Here is a 17,399-nt window from a genome sequence, read left to right on the forward strand (position 1 = left end):
ATTGTCTTGGTAAGATTGATAATTGTGCAACAATTCTGCATATCAGTGTAATATACTTGGCAAGGCTGAGATAAAAACTAAAGGACTCTGTTCCTACTAGCTCAATGTCAGCTAAAATAAAATCGATTCAACTACTTCAACCATTCATTTTCAACCTAAGTTGATGCCTAAACAGAAAAAAATAGAACCCCTACTCGGGGAAGAACTGCTCAAAAAAGTCAAAGAGCTAGAGAACCTTAGCAAAGAAGAAAAAGCCAAGGAGTGCGGCTACTATACCATTACCAAAAATGGCATAGAGCGTGTCAATATGATGAAATTCTTGAATGCCCTAATTGATGCTGAAGGCATTCAGTTAGACAGCACCCCCAGTGCCAATGGACGTGGTGGACGCAGTGCTAGCTATAGAATTAGTGTGCAATCAAACGGGAATTTATTGATAGGTTCAGCTTATACAAAACAGATGAATCTCAAACCCGGTGATGAGTTTATCATCACTTTAGGGAAAAAGCACATTCGTCTACGGCAGTTAGATGCAGACGAGAAAGAAGAACTGGACGCTATAGAAGCCACTGCTTAAATAAGTTTTCAAGAGTCAAGAGTCCAAATTCAAGAATCTTATGGAGTCTTGACTCTTGACTCTTGATCATTAACTGTGTTCGTTGTACTTTTCTCAGACAAATAGTTCTGAAGTGCCATCCGCGTTACTGCCAAGCTGCATGTTAATGCAATTTGCTCGCGTTCTAGTAATCCCAAAATCTGCTCTTGGTTGTCTCGTGCTACTACAGGTAACTGATGTAACCCTCGTAGAGCCATGCGATCTAAAGCTTCAGACAAAAGTTCATCATGCCAAGCAAATAAAATTTCAGTCGTACAAATATCTAAAAGAGTTTTACTAGATAAATTACTCGTAATTTCAATTGAGGAATAGGGAGAATTTTGCCAAGGAGAAAGCACCCGGTTAATATCTTCAAGAGACAGGATACCAACTAATTGTCCTGCTTGATTAATTACTAAAGCACTACGACAGCGATCGCGTGTCATTTCCATAGCTGCCTCTATAACTCCTAAGGTTGCAGGCAACTTCTTGGGGAAATTTAGCATAGCATCTTCTACTAAAATTTGCTGGACAATTTCCGCCTGTTCGTCTTTTAACTCAGAAAGACCAATTTGTTGCAGATTCAAATTAGAATTGAAATTTGGCTTAATCCGTTCTATTAACCACACACTTAAACCAACTGCTGCCATTAAAGGTAAAACAATGCGGTAGTCACGGGTTAATTCAAATAGCATCAAAATAGCCGTTAAAGGCGCTCTCACACTCGCAGCTAAAACTGCTGCCATTCCCACCATTGCATAGGCTGGGGGTGCCGCCATCACTTCACCGACTGCGGGAAACAACAGAGTAATAATTTTGGCATAAGCAGATCCTAGTGAAGCACCCAGAAACATAGCTGGTGCAAATATACCACCCACAAAACCACTACCAGCACTGATGGCAGTCATTAGCAACTTCACCACCAACAATACAACTAATAAATGCAGAGAAAACTCCACATCTTGCAGCATTGCTTCTACTGTTTCATAACCAATGCCGAGTATTTGCGGAAATCGCCAAGCTACTATACCGAGAATAATGCCGCCCATCAAGGGATGAATGGGTTGAGGGATTCTTCCTAAAAACTTTAACCCAGGAATTGAACCGGCAAAGCCAGCTTTTGCCAAACGAATTGCTTCTGTATAAGCTAGAGAAACTAAACTTGCCCCCAAACCCAAGCCAAGATAAAGCGGTAATTCTAGAAGACTACGGACTTGATAAACAGGTAAAGCAAAAGCAGGTTGGGCCCCCAACCCAACTTGAGCAATTAATGCTGCCACGACTGCGGCTAACAACACCACACTCACCGCTGAAGTGGCAAAAGATGTTGTCCCCATCACCACTTCCAACGCAAAAAATACACCAGCAATGGGCGCATTAAATCCGGCTGCTAATCCCGCAGCCGCACCCGCACCTAAAAGTAACCGCTGCCGCTCTTGAGATACTTTGAGAATCACAGACAATAGCATCCCAAAATTGGCACCAATTTCTACACTGGGCCCCTCAGGCCCTAAAGCAGCACCACTCCCTAAAGAAACAGATGCCGCTAACATTTTCGTCACAGGCCGTAATTGTTGCTTGATTTCTACTCCCTGGGAGGCGGCAATTAAAGACGATAGTCCAGGGCCAAAGTCTTGAGCATACCAGCGCATCAATCCCACAATTAACCCCCCCAATGCAGGCACACAGGCTAAAGTCCAGGCACCCCAGACACCAATTGCACCCATAAAATTTTCCAGCATCAGGTGATGAATCAACTCAATTAGATAGTGAAACGTGACTACACCCATACCAGTGCCACCACCAATTAGTATGGCTAAAAATAATACAACAGTTTCTGGGGATAGTTGAAAACCGTTAATCAGATGTGTTAAACGAGTAGAAGGTGTAGGAAATATAGATTGTTCCGTTACCTTCCTCAGTTCGCTGGGAGGCAAGAGAGTCATTGAATGGTGGGGTAAATGTAAGCAGAAATTTAAATTTTTAACTGTTATTTATCATTGTGAGTCATTATTTATCAACCAGACAAGTAAGTTTAAATTGGTCGATTTACGCTTAACTTGCTCGCTCGTCAAAAACCTGGTGTCTGGCAATGACTTCACCCTGAAGACCTTGAATTTTCATTCATTAACCGGGTGTTCAGGTTCCGTGAACAATGATGCTAGATGTCAATTTACAAAATTTTGTTTAAAAAACATTCTGTTACTCAAAATTTCTATCAAGGGAGTGTTTAAATGAGAGAGAATTAATAGTCAATGGTCAGCAACACGCTGATGAGGTGAAAGTGAGTGCCAACTTATTATCTGTAGATAAAATATATTATCTGTGAACGTAGTTAATGTACTATAGCCAATCAGTAAAAAGCAGCCATCTTCACCCAAATCTAGTTATACTCGTGTTACCAGCATTGAGCCATCCTTGGTAGAAACATAACTATAAGAGTGATGAATGACTAATGTCATCCCACCCTATCAGGTCTACTAAGCATTTCTCAAAAATTGAATATAGCTATTGTTATAGAGCGAATAAATGGACTAGGCGGACGAGGTAGATGAATATACACACCTTTGATAATCATTATGTTACTTGCCCAATTTGCCAAAGAAATACTAGGACAAAACCAGTCAAGTCATACATTGGCTTGTTTAACTGCCCGTATTGCCAGCAAAAATTAGTAGTCTGTCCCAGTGGCCATTATGTTCGCGATCCTTTTACTCTCAAACAAATAATGATTTGCTCGACATTACGTCGTCAAAGTAGTCCTTTAGCTAGAATTATACGAGATTTTATCCTCCTCAAGCGTCCTGTCCTCAGCATAGCTGTGGGGATTGCCATTTTTTTAAGTTTGTTGACGATGACTCAGCAAAACACTCAATACAATCAGGAATCCCCTAGTACGGAGGAAATTCAAGATAGAGTCTAGGGACTGGGGAACTTGGGGTAATGGGGACAAAAACGAAAATACTTCCCCATATACCCCATTTCCCTCATCCCCTCACAACCGACTAGTTTCTTTTGTTATCAGTATCCAATCTTCTGCTTGGTCAATCAATGTCATGGATTCGAGTTGGAGTTCTTCGATATCTGAAGCTTTGAGCAGGAAATAGGGTTGGGGGATGTAATGCCAATAATATTGCAACTCACCGACCGAAGCGGGAATAATCGTGCGATCGCTATAAAAATCTAATGAGGAGCGATGGTAAGGAAAAGATGTATAAATCTTTGCTTCTACTGGATCTGCCTGCTCAATCATGGCAGCAACTGGTTTAACTGGATAGGCTTGCCATAATTCCCACACCCAGTAGTTAGATTTCATCAATAGCAGCAGCGATACATAACTTCCCCAAAACAAAATCTTCAAAAATTGCCCGTCACCTTTTTCCGCCAAGATAGCTGCTAAGGTCATCGTCAATGCTACAGCTGCAAAAATTAGCTGTAAATCAGTTTTTGGCCCTGTACCACCACTAAAATAAATACTACCGGCAGAAGCTACTACGGCTAGTATTGACAAGCCAGCCACCCACGCACGGGGATAGGTGGTGATGATAGGCAAATGTTCTGTTTCTGCTAACTGGACACCAAAAGCTAAGGCCAAACTAGGATATATCGGGAATATATACCAAGGAAGTTTCGCATCTATGCCGGAGATTAACAGTAAATAAACACCACTCCATACCAGTAGCATTTTTGCCCAACTGAGACTGCGATTTTCCCATATTAAACACATTGTCTGGGGCAAAAAAAGTAACCAAGGCCATGTCCATTTGCAAATTTCCCAGACATAAAACCAGGGTGGGGCGCTATTTTTCTCTAAGACTGTGGCAACTTGGTTTAATGGTGGATTGAAAATACCTGCTGGGAAAAAATTGTACCCATATTTTAGCAGTTGAGCGCCATACCAACCAACCGCAGGCACAATGCCAATGAAGATGGCTATCCAAAAATAGTAATTGGTGAGCAATCTTGGTGTATCCCAAAACAAAAAGATGATGGCAACTACACCTAGTAATATGCCTAACAGTCCCTGAGTTAGACAAATCAACCCAAAACCGATACCAATACCTAGGCAATAACGTAAATCGCGGCGCGATCGCAACACGCACAACATCATCACCATAAAAAAGCTTACCACTACCCCATCTAAAATAGCCAATCTGCCATAACGCACCACAGGCAACATTGTCAGGTAAATTAAGGCGCTATAAATAGCTATCCAACGTTGACGAAATAGCTCTCGACCAAGACAATATAGTAATGGTACTGATACTGCCGTCAAAATTGATCCTGGTAGGCGTGTCGTCCATTCATTAACGCCTCCTAAAAAATAAGCCCCAGCAATTAACAAATGCATGAGAGGCGGTTTTTGATGATATGGTTCTCCACCTAACGTCGGGTACAGCCATCCCAGGGAATCTGGTGGGGAATTGAAAATTTCCCTGGCTACTTGGGCCACAGTTCCCTCATCGCCATCTTGCAACGGTAATCCGCCCAGATTGATACTAAACAATAATACTGCTGCCAACAGCAGAACTATCACCCATACCCAATCAATCCATTTGTTAACCGCGCGATGCTGTGTTTCTAGATGACCCCAAATAAAGCTTCCTTCTTGCATATCCTATGATAATCATTTTACTTGCTGGTTTGATTACATAGAGACCAAAGTGAATCTCTAGTGCTGCCACCCAGAACAACATGTGTTCTGACGATTGCTAAGTTTCCAGGTTAGCTTAATTTTCTCTGGTCAGCGATAATTTTTTGAGAAATTGTTCTGAATTTTGTCAATTTAATTAACAATCATTTTTGGATATAAATGATACAACTAATACCATCCAGGGCGTGCAGATTACTGATTGAGGACTTTGACAATGAGTTTACCTTTTATCTTAGATGTAGCAATTGGGTTAATTTTTATTTACTTAATTTTAAGCTTGTTAGCCTCGGAAATACAGGAACTAATTACTACGGTTTTACAATGGCGTGCTGTTCATTTAAAAAAATCAATTGAAATCCTCATCGCAGGTGATGCAGTTAAATCCGAAGATGATAGTGTCATCAACTTTGTCAACGACTTATACGAACATCCTTTAATTAAAAGCGTTAATCAAGAAGCTAAAGGATTTTTAACAAATTTACCGCGTAAGTTTGTCTGGTTCTTGTCATCTCTTCCCATGAAATTTTCGTTATCTGGAGAAAAAAGAAGAAAAAGTATTTTTGGCTATACACATGATCAGGATGTCAAAGATGATATCAAAAAACATAGCGCTCCCTCTTATATTCCTGCGGAAACTTTTGCTACCACACTAATGGAAACATTAGGAATACCAAAACTTGTGCAGACACTAACCGAATCAAGATTGATAAATTTTAAAGATGAACAGTTACAAGCCATCCAAAATATTTTGTTAAAATTTAATCAACAAGTAAATACTGTTGACAATCATATTAGTAGATTTTCTGTTTATATCTATGAAGACTTTACAGAAATGGTGGAAAAAAGCTTTGGCATAATTATTGATGATTTTCAAAAAGGCAAGGCTGATTTAACTACTAGCATGAATCGCATGGGACAAAGCTTAGATAGATATATAGAAGTGTTTCAATCAGATATGCCAGAAGATATCTATGCTAGCAAAGCCTTGCAAAAAATTATATTTTTTAGACAAGATATTTTTGACAACATTGAACAAACTATTTTGCTTAAAGGTTTAAGACCTAATATTAATGAAATAGTCGAATTAATTAATATAGGTAGTGATGTTCATCGAGGTTTTATCAATGAATTTCAAAACCCAGAAAGTGAAGCTTATAAAACCTTTGTCTCTTTGAGTGCCAGAATTGAAGAATTAAGCAAAAAACTACCACCAACCGTAGTTAGCAACATGGCTGCATTAGCCAAGCGGGCCCAAATTAAAGCTAGAAATACGCAAGAAGGCGTTTATATCTTACAACAAGAAATAGAGCATACATTTGATAAATCAATGGATAGAGCCGCTGGCGTATATAAACGTAACGCCAAAGGAGTGGCAATTTTAATTGGTATGGTTATTGCCATAATTGCCAATGCTGATGCATTTCATATTGCTAGCCGATTATCCAAAGATTCTTCTATACGTATAGCAATTGTCAATAATGCAGGACAATTAGTCCAAAATAATAGTGGTAATCAACCAGGAAATTTAGATGTTCTTAAAAAGCAAACTGAACAAATTTTAAACGAAATTTCCTTACCCATTGGTTGGACTACGATTAATTTACAACAGCAAATTAACTGGAATCTTAATCCCAAGTATCCATTCTCCATTTGGAAAGTTTTAACTATGATCTGCGGCTGGTTTGTCAGTGGTATTGCTATTGCAATGGGTGCGCCTTTTTGGTTTGATTTATTAGGTAAAGTTGTCAATGTGCGGAATACAGGTAAACCACCGGCATCTTCTAGTAAAGATGAGAAATAATAGAGCCTAGCGGCTAGTAAATTAAGCGTGTGTTGTCATGCAGTACAATGAATCAACAACAATTTTAAAAGATAAAAATTACCTGTAAATCCCAGCTTTGATCTTGGCGAATAATTTTAATTTGTCGAATAAATTCTCGAAAGTAAAACCTGCGTTCTGCTTCTGACAAATCTAACCAAAATTGCGGAATTGAAACAGCTTGAGCCACAGAACTTAAGTTAACTGGAGGAAGAGTAGCTAGCCTAGACTGGAGTGCTGAAATTTCTGTCCGCAGTTTGTAAGCTCTCAACTTTGCTGTTTCTGCATCCAAAACTTCAGTTTCAACTAAATTGGGTAACTGCTGAAGTATTGCTTGTTGACGTGCGATCGCTTCCCCTAAACTAGTTTTAATTGCATCCAACTGCGGAAAATTCATTCCTGCTACTGCTAAGGGTAAGTCACGACAAACAATTTCAATGGTGTGTGCTAATACCTCTTCATAGGGAATTGCTCGACATTTGGGGCCTTTAGTGCAGCTGATGGGACGTAAATATAAATACTCTTTATCTTGGTGGCGTTGGGTGACACGGGTCACTGTTGTATGCGATTGACACTCTCCACAGACAACTAACCCTGCTAAAGAACGCGGCGCACTAGCAGTGCGAGACGGTAAACGACTATTACGGCGTAAAATTCGATCAATTTGGGCGGCTTCTTCTCGAGAAATTATAGGCGTATGAGTATCAGAAATAATTTCGTCATTTTGATAAGCCGTGTCACCGCGATAAACCGGATTAGTCAACCAGCGCCGCCCTGTAGTCACAGAAATCTTCTTACCATATTTTTTTGCTAGGTAACGAACTGCTCCCCGCAAGGAACCATAAAGTAAAAAGTACTCAAAAAAATCTTTAACTACTGGAGAAGTACTCCGATCAACAATATATTTTTCTTTACTACGTCGATAGCCATAGGGAGCTTTACCTGGAGGTGGTGCAGTTTCCAGACGACTACGAGCATGGCCTTGACGAATACGCCGACTAAGCTGATGATGCTGGATTTCCCGTAGCAAATTCAGTAAATCAGCCTGGATATGAGCATTTTCGGAAGTATAGGGTTGTTCAGTAGCAATTACTTTCATCCCCATGACTTCCAATTCATGCAAGCGATCGCTCACTTCCTCTAGAGTATTCCCCAATTCTTCCAAGCGGCGGATCAGGAGATAATTTGCTGGTTCAGTTTGACAATCTGTGAATAATTGTTTTAGTTGCGATCGCTTACCCAAATCATGATAAAAGCGATCCACCTCCCATCCCCAGTCATCAGGATCAAGGGAAGATTCTAATAAGGGATCAGTGTAAGTATAGGCAATAATTTTCATTCTTCACCCCATTACCCCTGACTTAATTCAATAATATTCCCATCTGGATCTTGAGTGAAAAGAGCAGCACGACCAGAAGCACTAGTTTGTACGGGATAATTTTGCTGAAGCAGCTCTTGTTTAGCAATTTCCAAATCAACCACAGCAAAAGCAACGTGGGGGTTACGTCCCCATTTTTCGTGAGGGTTTTCGGTAGGAACAGTATTTGCAACTATCAGGTGAATTTGATAGTTCCCGACTTGATACCATGCACCGGGGTATTTTAGAGAACGGTCTATTTTGGGCAACCCCAACACTTTGCCATAAAAATATTCTGATTTTTCCAAGTCAGTTACGAGAATCGCTGTATGGAGAGTCTGAGTAATATGCATTGTCTGTGAGATGTTATCTGACACTAGGAGTGGGTTGAAAGATGGCACAAAGATACTCTATTTACGATATAACGAAAGTTTCAACAACCATTCCGGTTAGGAGAAATTTGAAAGGCGTACTTCGTTGGGGATTATTCTCAGAAGGAACGCCAAAAGACAGAACAGACCATAGTCCAAAAGGCTAAATATAAAGCGAAAAGCTAATTGTCATCATTCATGGGAAAGTTGACAGTTGATGGTAATTCAGGAAATTTAACTTAATTTGTAGTGTTAGTCTGGGGTATCTTCTATTTGAATTTCTTTTTCATATTGTGCGATCGCTTCTTCAATGATTCCATTACTAACATCAGAAATATCGGATTTAGAATAAATAGTAGCGAGTATGATTACTTGAGCAGTTTTGAGATAATAAATGACTCTATAACCTCCACTTTTGCCTTTTTGAATATTGCTATTTTTGAGACGAACTTTGAAAACCTGATATTTACTTCCAGCAATTCTGTCTCCAGGGATTTCACCTGCTTGGAGTTGCTCGATTAAGGGTTGGAGATCACTACGAATAGAACGATAGCGTTTAGCCAGTTCTCGTAGATCCTTTTTAAAACGAAGAGTAAGAACAATTTGAATCGGTGATGGTTCACTCTGCATCAATACCTTCCCACATTTCTGAAAGAGGTATAGTTTGCCCATTTAATGCTTGTTTGATGCCTTGTTGAATACCTTCAATTACAATTTCTGTGGGTGTTTCCTCAGCAGACAACTCTTCCTTTAAGCCCAGGCGAAAGTAATGAATTATGTCATAAATTTCTGCTAATTTATCTTCGGGAATGTCTCGAAGTTCTTGGATAATTTTATCAATCAGCATAAATCAAATTCTTGGTTGATTGGTGTTTATTATGGCTCATCTCTAGAATATGGGAGTCGGCGGCGGGCAGATGCGATCGCCTCTTGCAGTTTAGGCGGATTAGCCAAGATGACATCGAAAGGATTCTTGTCCTGAATACAGCGCTTTGCAAGTAAATGAAGTACAGACTTACATATTGTAAATCTTGTAGGGTAGGCATCTTGCCTGGCATTGTGTACTCATCAACAGAAAATATGCTGTATTACTAGAGATTTTCCGTCAGCGTGTTGATGTGGATAATATTCGGCGCATCTATGCCATGCAAAATCATATTCATAATGGCAATCACATACGCCAAACTTTTCTGTTCTTTACCCGTAAACGGATGTTTTTGAAGAATCTGTTAACGACGACAAATAATGTGGCAATCGACAACAAAAAAATCGGGATGACTGGATTCGAACCAGCGGCCCCTTCGTCCCGAACGAAGTGCGCTACCAAGCTGCGCTACATCCCGTAAAAATAAACATTACCGCTAGTATATCACTATATCTTAGTAAAAGATAAAAATAAATATATCAAATAATCATTGCACCAACAGCTTTGCTTGCTAGGATTAGATTTGTATAACTTCAAATGGTAAAAGCGGATTGTGACTGTAAAGCCAGACTGGTTGCGAGTAAAAGCGCCTCAGTGGGAGCGCGTTGGTAACGTTAAAGAAATTTTGCGGGATTTAGCTCTCAATACAGTTTGCGAGGAAGCGTCCTGTCCGAATATTGGCGAGTGCTTTCAAGCGGGGACTGCTACGTTTTTAATTATGGGCCCTGCTTGTACCCGTGCCTGTCCTTACTGTGATATTGATTTTGAGAAAAAACCCCAACCTCTAGACCCTACAGAACCAGCACGATTGGCAGAGGCTGTGCGCCGCATGAAACTTAATCATGTGGTCATCACTTCTGTCAACCGAGATGACTTGCCTGATGGTGGTGCTTCTCAGTTTGTGCGGTGTATTACAGCAGTGCGTAGTGTCTCACCTCAAACCACAATTGAAGTACTAATTCCTGATTTGTGCGGTAACTGGAATGCTTTAGAAATCATTTTACAAGCTGCGCCAGAGGTACTGAACCACAACACAGAAACAGTTCCTCGCTTATATCGCCGGGTGCGTCCCCAAGGAAACTACGATCGCACTCTAGAATTACTCAAGCGAGCGCGTCAAATGGCTCCTGGGGTATACACTAAATCCGGTATCATGGTTGGGCTGAGTGAAACTGATGCCGAAATCCGCCAAGTTATGCAAGACTTACGATCTGTAGATTGTGACATTTTGACCATTGGGCAATATCTCCAACCCAGTCAAAAACACTTGCAAGTTAATGACTTTATCACCCCAGAACAATTTGCAGCTTGGCAAGCATTCGGTGAAGAAATCGGTTTTTTACAAGTTGTTTCCTCACCATTAACTCGCAGTTCATATCATGCTGAACAAGTGAGGGAATTAATGCAACGCCACCCCCGTTAGGTGAGTGTTCAGTTGTGAGTGATTTTGAGTGGTTATAGATATATAGATAGCAGTGCAAGAAACTACCATAGCGATTCTGGGTGCAGGTGCTTGGGGTATAGCTCTAGCAGATTTGGCGACTGAAAATAGTCACCGGGTGCGTCTGTGGTCACGGAGCGGATCAACAACTCTAGAAGCAGTACTAAAAGATACCCAAATAGTCTTGTCTGCTATCTCCATGAAAGGGGTGAGTGATGTAGCTTCCCAAGTACAGGCTTTCCCCCTTTCTCCAGAGACAATTTTTGTCACAGCAACAAAAGGCTTAGATCCCAAAACTACCTGTACACCCTCGCAAATTTGGCAAACAGCATTCCCCCATCATCCAGTAGTTGTATTATCTGGGCCCAATTTATCTAAAGAAATTCAAAAGTCGTTACCCGCTGCAACCGTAGTAGCTAGTCACGACACTGCTGCTGCTGAACTAGTACAACTGGTCTTTTCTTCCCCACGATTCCGCGTCTATACCAATTCTGATCCTGTGGGTGTAGAACTAGGGGGAACATTAAAAAATATTATGGCGATCGCCGCAGGTGTCTGTGATGGCTTACATCTGGGAACCAACGCCAAAGCCGCTTTAGTCACCCGTGGACTTGCAGAAATCATTCGCATTGGCAATGCTTGGGGTGCGAAGCCGGAAACATTTTATGGTTTATCTGGTCTAGGAGATTTATTAGCAACTTGTAATAGTCCTCTAAGTCGCAATTACCAAGTTGGTTACCAAATGGCTAGTGGTCAGACACTCACAGAAATTTTGGCAAATCTACAAGGAACAGCTGAAGGTGTCAATACTTGCCACGTGTTAATGCAACGAGCCAAGCAGCAAAATATTACTATCCCCATTACCGAGCAAGTTTATCGCTTACTCCAAGGTGATGTTACACCCCGACAAGCACTAGAGGAACTGATGTTAAGAGATATCAAGCCAGAATACGACTATTAATAGTGCTTTCTGCGTGATGACAATTTATCTAAGACACTCGATCACTTCTAATTATTCCTCAATAATCCCTAGAAAAAAAATAGTAAATCGTCAGGATATTACTTTCATCCCCATGTAGATATGACTAAGCAAACGATAAACATGATTTTTACTGAAATATGTTTATACAAATTACCGACATCACATTAAATATCTATCAAGGTGGAAATGCTAACTAGGTAGTTTGTAATTTAAAGCCTAGCTGTAAATTTGAATAGCTATTGGTTCAATTCAAACACGCGACTGATACATTTCAGTATTAGTGTTTGAAAACAAACCAGTATGTTTTTTGAGAAAAAAACTTTACTGGAAACCTCAACCGTGTTAGTTCATCTTGAATCACGGGAACAATAGCAACAGTTAATTAGCTGACCGTAATCTATTGTTACCTGGAGCCATTGAGACGATCCCTATGCCAGCAACATCTTTTTACGCAGATGCCGCATCTAATACCCAAAAGTCCCGCCAGACTTTGGACGCAGAACTCATTGTTGATGATGGTGAGTTGTCGGCAGATGATATCCAAGAGTTGGAAATAGCTGCTGTTGACCCTGCCAACTTTGCTGCGAATACTAACCGTCGGAGTACAGACCTGGTACGTCTATATCTTCAGGAAATTGGGCGAGTTCGGCTGTTAGGGCGCGACGAAGAAGTTTCCGAAGCACAAAAAGTCCAACGCTACTTGCGGATGCGGACTGTGCTTGCCAATGCTGCCAAGCAAGGTGATGAAGTAGTTGTACCATACCTCCGATTAATTGAAGTTCAAGAGCGTCTAACATCTGAACTGGGACACCGCCCGTCTTTGGAACGGTGGGCTACCACCGCTGGTATAAATCTGCCGGATCTCAAACCAACTTTAGCCGATGGTAAGCGTCGTTGGGCAGAAATTGCCAAATTAACAGTAGAAGAACTGGAAAAAGTTCAGTCCCAAGGACTCCAGGCCAAAGAACACATGATCAAAGCAAACCTGCGCTTGGTAGTGTCTGTTGCTAAAAAGTATCAAAATCGTGGTTTGGAATTATTAGATTTAGTTCAAGAAGGAACTCTCGGCTTAGAACGAGCAGTAGAAAAATTTGATCCGACTAAGGGATATCGCTTTAGTACATATGCTTATTGGTGGATTCGTCAAGGAATTACCAGAGCGATCGCTACTTCTAGCCGGACAATTCGCCTACCTGTTCATATTACAGAAAAGCTGAATAAGATTAAAAAAGCTCAACGTAAAATTGCTCAAGAAAAAGGTCGTACCCCCACTCTAGAAGACCTAGCAATTGAGTTAGAAATGACACCTACCCAAGTCCGGGAAGTGTTGCTGAGAGTACCACGTTCAGTGTCTTTGGAAACTAAGGTAGGTAAAGATAAAGACACAGAGTTAGGGGAATTACTAGAAACTGACAGTGTGACCCCAGAAGAAATGTTAATGCGAGAATCTTTACAAAGAGACTTGCATAGTCTGTTATCAGATTTAACTAGCCGTGAGCGTGATGTAATTCTCATGCGCTTTGGTTTGGCAGATGGTCATCCTTACTCGTTGGCAGAAATTGGCCGCGCTCTTGACTTGTCAAGAGAACGAGTGCGTCAAATTGAATCCAAAGCTTTACAAAAGCTACGTCAACCCAAGCGTCGCAACCTCATCCGCGATTATTTGGAATCCCTAACTTAGTTATGAGTCAATTGTCAGAAGGTAGGGGCAAAACATGACTTATGGATGTCAACTTTAGCAAAAACCCTGAAAAGTTAAATTGACATACACAAGTTGTGAGTCGCCTCTACTGGCAAATGACTAGATACTTAATAATTCGTAATTCGTAATAGATTGGTTATTTGACAACTAATCTATTCGGGAATATTTAGTAAATGTTTGCAATAAGCTACGATTGTTGCAAATTGCTCGGAAAATTTGTTATATTCTCAACTAATAGGCTTTGTTGAGAAAAATTAGTATGACGGCTTACACATCTACTTCACTCAAGGCAGAACTAAACGAAAGAGGTTGGCGTTTAACTCCCCAACGCGAAACAATCTTACATATTTTTCAAGAACTTCCGCAAGGTGAACACCTGAGTGCTGAGGATCTTTATCATCGACTAGAAGGTGACGGCGAAGGCATCAGTCTTTCAACTATCTATCGGACGTTGAAATTGATGGCGCGTATGGGGATTTTGCGGGAATTAGAATTGGGAGAAGGGCATAAGCATTATGAAATTAACCAGCCCTACCCCCATCATCACCATCACTTAATTTGTGTTAAGTGCAACGCCACTATTGAGTTCAAAAACGATTCTATTTTAAAAATTGGGGCTAAGACAGCCCAAAAAGAAGGATTTCATCTGTTGGATTGTCAAATGACCATCCACGCAGTCTGTCCCAAGTGCCAACGGGCGCTGATGCCGTTATAGCACCTGGGTGAGATAACAAGGCGAAGTTATGCCATTTATAATTTGCTGTTATCGGAGGTAAGTGACCTGTTAAGAACTCATACTGACAAGATCTCAGCGGATGCTAAAAGCGTCCGCTTCTGATATCACTGAGACTGATGCCATAAAATTCTTGGGCTTGCTGAATTGCTCTTCTGGTATCATCTGCCATGACACCGTTGAGATTGCCTTTATAGAAACCCTTTTCTTGTAATCGTCTTTGGATTTCCAGGACACTGAAATCACTCTTGGGAGCAGTATTAATTACTTCGTATAACTTAGCTCTGGTAGTGGGGCCAGCAATACCACTGGCTGCTAGGTAATTAGCTGCTTGAAATCGACGTACAGCATCCGCAGTGTAGGAACCAAAATAGCCATTTGGTGTTCCATGTAGATATCCGGCGCGGATCAAATGTTCTTGCAGTAGTCTGACTGCTTCGCCGCGATCGCCTATAGTCAGGTTATCTCTATTAGTGGTAGCTGTGGGTCTAGCAGCAATAGTAGGAGCTTCACCGCCAACACCAATAGGAGGTAATTTGCCTACGGTTGCTGGGCCCACAACACCATCAACACCTAAGTTGTAAGCTTCTTGGAACCGTCTGACTGCTTCTTCGGTAATGGGGCCAAATACTCCTGTGGCGTTACCAAAATAAAAACCTGCCACTTGCAACTGTTGTTGTAAGGCCCTGACTTCTTCACCTTCATCGCCTCTGACTAACAGGTTGGGATTGCGGCGTTTATTTTGAGTCCTGACCATGCTATTGATTTGAGTTGGTGTGCTAGCAGTACTGGGTGGTCTTGGGGCTGGTGTACTGGTAGTGTTAATTGTCTCAAATGGTGTACTAGCAGGAGTGGGTTTTGGCGGTTGTAGATTGCTCAGAGTGACTGGTGGAACAGGTGTACTAGCAGTACTGATTCTGGGCGGTTGGGGACTAGTAGTATTGATGGTGGGTACTGGTGTATTCGCAGTACTCGGTCTTGCAGGTTGATTATTTGTCTGTTGTGGCTGCCAATTTTCTAATTTTTGGCGTGTGCTAGGCCCGACAATGCCATCAACTGGTAAACCATTGGCTTGTTGGAAGCGCCGTACAGCATCTTCCGTTGGGAAGTCATAAATTTGGGTAATGGGAGATTGATAAAAGCCGGCTTGTTGCAACTTTTGTTGCAGACTCCTGACAGAAGGGCCTTGATCACCTCGTTCTAGTGCCAAAACGCTGCTGACGGAACCGAGAATAGCTAAAGTTAGAGCTAGGGGCAACATGTGCTTCCAGGCTCTACTAGAAAGACGCTTCCAGTCTGGTGCAGATGCTTTAGTTAATAAAGAACTGAGAGATACCAAATCACTGGATGCGCTGTCTTCATAGGCGTCAGCTAAGTGGAAATACGCAAGATTATCCATATGTTTTTCCTACACCAATTATTTTTCTTCAATGGTCGCTTCAGCTTGATGTACGAGATTTCGCAAATTTTCTAATGTCTGTATATTTACATCCTGCCATAAATTGCGCTGGTGTGCTTCTAATAATTTTTCAGCAATATCACGTAATGCCCAGGGATTTTTATCTTGGATAAAGTCACAGACAAGGGGATCAAATACATAGGCCTGGGCGATACCCTCATACATGTGGTCTTCCACACATTGAGCTGTAGCATCGTAGGCAAATAAATAATCTACGGTGGCGGCCATTTCAAATGCACCTTTGTAACCGTGGCGCATCATTCCTTCAATCCACTTGGGGTTAACTACACGAGAGCGATACACCCTAGCAATTTCGGCTTTCAGCTGACGGACACGTGGTTGAGCAGGAATAGAATTATCACCAAAATAAGTTTGGGGGTTTTTTCCCTGAAGCGACCGCACAGCTGCTGTTAAACCACCCTGAAATTGATAATAATCATCCGAATCAAGCAAGTCATGTTCCCGGTTGTCTTGGTTGTGTAAGACAATTTGCATTTGTGTTAAACGCTGTTTAAAAGCTTCTGGCGCAGAAATTCCCACTAATCCCCCTTTGTCGTCAGGGTCAGCGGTGGTGTAAGCGTAGCAACTCCAATTGATATAAGCACGTGCTAAATCCTGATCATCTGTCCAATTTTGTGACTCCATTAAACCTTGCAGCCCTGCACCATAAGCACCCGGTTGAGAACCAAAAACCCGATATTGCGATCGCACCACGGCTGCTTCCACAGACAAACCTTGTTGCATCCATAAATTAATATCTTGGTTTACTTGTGCTGCCAGGGGATTATACTCCGGGGATTCATCCAGTGCTGCTACGGCTGCTACAGCTTGCTCAAATAAATCGATTAAGTTAGGAAAGGCATCCCGAAAGAATCCCGAAATCCGCAAAGTGACATCAACACGGGGTCTTCCCAAAATACTCAAAGGTAAAATCTCAAAATCCACAACCCGCCGCGCTGCACCATCCCAAACAGGCCGTACACCCATTAACGCCAAAGCTTCGGCAATATCATCACCGCCAGTCCGCATTGTGGCAGTTCCCCACACAGATAAACCCAATGTTTGGGGATATTCACCGTTTTCTTGGGTATAGCACTCAATTAAGTTTTCCGCCGCTTTTCTGCCTATATCCCATGCGGTTTCTGTGGGGATAGCGCGAATATCCACAGAATAAAAGTTTTTGCCAGTAGGTAAAACCTCCGGGCGGCCACGTGTGGGGGCGCCAGAGGGGCCACTGGGAATGTATTTACCATCAAGTCCGTGGAGTAAGTTGGTGATTTCTTGGTGGGTTTGTTGTAAGGCGGGTAGAAGTTTGGTGTTAATCCAGTCAAGAGTGGTGGGGAGTGGGGAGTGGGGAGTGG

At 41.6% G+C, this 17,399-nt stretch carries 16 protein-coding genes and 1 tRNA gene; 7 read left to right on the forward strand and 10 right to left on the reverse strand.

From position 1 onward, the window contains the following. Nucleotides 1–163: 163 nt before the first annotated feature. Nucleotides 164–577 (forward strand): AbrB family transcriptional regulator, encoded by a 414-nt coding sequence (locus tag ACM0OS_RS08155; protein ID WP_414542666.1) that lies wholly within the window; start codon nt 164–166, stop codon nt 575–577. A gap of 38 nt (nt 578–615) precedes the next feature. On the opposite strand, the gene ACM0OS_RS08160 is transcribed toward ACM0OS_RS08155, so the two are convergent. Then, nucleotides 616–2,541, reverse strand: a complete 1,926-nt coding sequence (locus ACM0OS_RS08160; RefSeq protein ID WP_414542667.1) for a chloride channel protein — start codon at nt 2,539–2,541, stop codon at nt 616–618. Between the two features lie 605 nt (nt 2,542–3,146). Here ACM0OS_RS08160 and ACM0OS_RS08165 point away from each other — a divergent pair. Continuing rightward, a complete protein-coding gene (locus ACM0OS_RS08165; RefSeq protein ID WP_414542668.1) occupies nt 3,147–3,518 on the forward strand; it encodes a hypothetical protein in 372 nt (123 codons plus the stop codon). A gap of 72 nt (nt 3,519–3,590) precedes the next feature. Here the strand turns inward: ACM0OS_RS08165 and ACM0OS_RS08170 are convergent, their stop codons facing one another. Continuing rightward, entirely contained in the window at nt 3,591–5,210 is a 1,620-nt protein-coding gene (locus ACM0OS_RS08170) for an ArnT family glycosyltransferase (protein ID WP_414542669.1), read from the reverse strand. A gap of 253 nt (nt 5,211–5,463) precedes the next feature. Here ACM0OS_RS08170 and ACM0OS_RS08175 point away from each other — a divergent pair, with 253 nt between their 5' ends. Beyond that, nucleotides 5,464–7,050, forward strand: a complete 1,587-nt coding sequence (locus ACM0OS_RS08175; protein ID WP_414542670.1) for a hypothetical protein — start codon at nt 5,464–5,466, stop codon at nt 7,048–7,050. A gap of 64 nt (nt 7,051–7,114) precedes the next feature. Here ACM0OS_RS08175 and ACM0OS_RS08180 read toward each other — a convergent pair whose 3' ends face one another. The 6 genes from ACM0OS_RS08180 to ACM0OS_RS08205 all read right to left on the reverse strand — a co-directional run bounded on the left by ACM0OS_RS08180 (nt 7,115) and on the right by ACM0OS_RS08205 (nt 10,139). Further along, complete coding sequence (locus tag ACM0OS_RS08180; protein ID WP_414542671.1) at nt 7,115–8,407, reverse strand: recombinase family protein; 1,293 nt, start codon at nt 8,405–8,407, stop codon at nt 7,115–7,117. A gap of 11 nt (nt 8,408–8,418) precedes the next feature. Beyond that, the gene (locus ACM0OS_RS08185; RefSeq protein ID WP_414542684.1) at nt 8,419–8,778 is read right to left on the reverse strand and encodes a VOC family protein; all 360 of its coding nucleotides are present in this window, start codon (nt 8,776–8,778) and stop codon (nt 8,419–8,421) included. A 270-nt stretch (nt 8,779–9,048) separates the two neighbouring features. Then, complete coding sequence (locus tag ACM0OS_RS08190) at nt 9,049–9,426, reverse strand: type II toxin-antitoxin system RelE/ParE family toxin (protein WP_414542672.1); 378 nt, start codon at nt 9,424–9,426, stop codon at nt 9,049–9,051. Next, nucleotides 9,416–9,643 (reverse strand): hypothetical protein, encoded by a 228-nt coding sequence (locus tag ACM0OS_RS08195; RefSeq protein WP_414542673.1) that lies wholly within the window; start codon nt 9,641–9,643, stop codon nt 9,416–9,418. Before ACM0OS_RS08195 ends, ACM0OS_RS08190 begins: the two co-directional genes overlap by 11 nt. Before the next feature lie 244 nt (nt 9,644–9,887). Then, nucleotides 9,888–10,022: an N-6 DNA methylase gene (locus ACM0OS_RS08200; RefSeq protein WP_414542685.1), complete on the reverse strand. Its 135-nt coding sequence runs from the start codon at nt 10,020–10,022 to the stop codon at nt 9,888–9,890. Between the two features lie 43 nt (nt 10,023–10,065). After that, nucleotides 10,066–10,139 (reverse strand) — tRNA-Pro (locus tag ACM0OS_RS08205). Nucleotides 10,140–10,274: 135 nt separating this feature from the next. Here ACM0OS_RS08205 and lipA point away from each other — a divergent pair. The 4 genes from lipA (at nt 10,275) to ACM0OS_RS08225 (ending at nt 14,561) form a co-directional block, all read left to right on the forward strand. Continuing rightward, nucleotides 10,275–11,144, forward strand: coding sequence for a lipoyl synthase (gene lipA, locus ACM0OS_RS08210; RefSeq protein ID WP_414542674.1), 870 nt, complete (start codon nt 10,275–10,277; stop codon nt 11,142–11,144). A gap of 52 nt (nt 11,145–11,196) precedes the next feature. After that, entirely contained in the window at nt 11,197–12,123 is a 927-nt protein-coding gene (locus ACM0OS_RS08215) for an NAD(P)H-dependent glycerol-3-phosphate dehydrogenase (protein WP_414542675.1), read from the forward strand. 451 nt (nt 12,124–12,574) lie between these two features. Then, complete coding sequence (gene sigC / locus ACM0OS_RS08220) at nt 12,575–13,825, forward strand: RNA polymerase sigma factor SigC (RefSeq protein WP_414542676.1); 1,251 nt, start codon at nt 12,575–12,577, stop codon at nt 13,823–13,825. Between the two features lie 280 nt (nt 13,826–14,105). Beyond that, nucleotides 14,106–14,561: a Fur family transcriptional regulator gene (locus ACM0OS_RS08225; RefSeq protein ID WP_414542677.1), complete on the forward strand. Its 456-nt coding sequence runs from the start codon at nt 14,106–14,108 to the stop codon at nt 14,559–14,561. A 103-nt stretch (nt 14,562–14,664) separates the two neighbouring features. Here ACM0OS_RS08225 and ACM0OS_RS08230 read toward each other — a convergent pair whose 3' ends face one another. After that, nucleotides 14,665–15,978, reverse strand: a complete 1,314-nt coding sequence (locus ACM0OS_RS08230; protein ID WP_414542678.1) for a peptidoglycan-binding protein — start codon at nt 15,976–15,978, stop codon at nt 14,665–14,667. A gap of 18 nt (nt 15,979–15,996) precedes the next feature. Further along, nucleotides 15,997–17,399: cobaltochelatase subunit CobN (locus ACM0OS_RS08235; RefSeq protein WP_414542679.1), on the reverse strand; the 1,403-nt coding region annotated here is incomplete at its 5' end.

This window comes from Nostoc sp. CCY0012, assembly GCF_963920855.1.
Classification (GTDB): Bacteria; Cyanobacteriota; Cyanobacteriia; order Cyanobacteriales; family Nostocaceae; genus Cyanocohniella.

Excerpts from the sequence above, each read along its gene's own strand:
- ACM0OS_RS08155 (WP_414542666.1), top strand. The coding sequence starts at position 164 with ATGCCTAAACAGAAAAAAATAGAACCCCTACTCGGGGAAGAACTGCTC.
- ACM0OS_RS08160 (WP_414542667.1), bottom strand. The coding sequence starts at position 2,541 with ATGACTCTCTTGCCTCCCAGCGAACTGAGGAAGGTAACGGAACAATCT.
- ACM0OS_RS08165 (WP_414542668.1), top strand. The coding sequence starts at position 3,147 with ATGAATATACACACCTTTGATAATCATTATGTTACTTGCCCAATTTGC.
- ACM0OS_RS08170 (WP_414542669.1), bottom strand. The coding sequence starts at position 5,210 with ATGCAAGAAGGAAGCTTTATTTGGGGTCATCTAGAAACACAGCATCGC.
- ACM0OS_RS08175 (WP_414542670.1), top strand. The coding sequence starts at position 5,464 with ATGAGTTTACCTTTTATCTTAGATGTAGCAATTGGGTTAATTTTTATT.
- ACM0OS_RS08180 (WP_414542671.1), bottom strand. The coding sequence starts at position 8,407 with ATGAAAATTATTGCCTATACTTACACTGATCCCTTATTAGAATCTTCC.
- ACM0OS_RS08185 (WP_414542684.1), bottom strand. The coding sequence starts at position 8,778 with ATGCATATTACTCAGACTCTCCATACAGCGATTCTCGTAACTGACTTG.
- ACM0OS_RS08190 (WP_414542672.1), bottom strand. The coding sequence starts at position 9,426 with ATGCAGAGTGAACCATCACCGATTCAAATTGTTCTTACTCTTCGTTTT.
- ACM0OS_RS08195 (WP_414542673.1), bottom strand. The coding sequence starts at position 9,643 with ATGCTGATTGATAAAATTATCCAAGAACTTCGAGACATTCCCGAAGAT.
- sigC (WP_414542676.1), top strand. The coding sequence starts at position 12,575 with ATGCCAGCAACATCTTTTTACGCAGATGCCGCATCTAATACCCAAAAG.
- ACM0OS_RS08225 (WP_414542677.1), top strand. The coding sequence starts at position 14,106 with ATGACGGCTTACACATCTACTTCACTCAAGGCAGAACTAAACGAAAGA.
- ACM0OS_RS08230 (WP_414542678.1), bottom strand. The coding sequence starts at position 15,978 with ATGGATAATCTTGCGTATTTCCACTTAGCTGACGCCTATGAAGACAGC.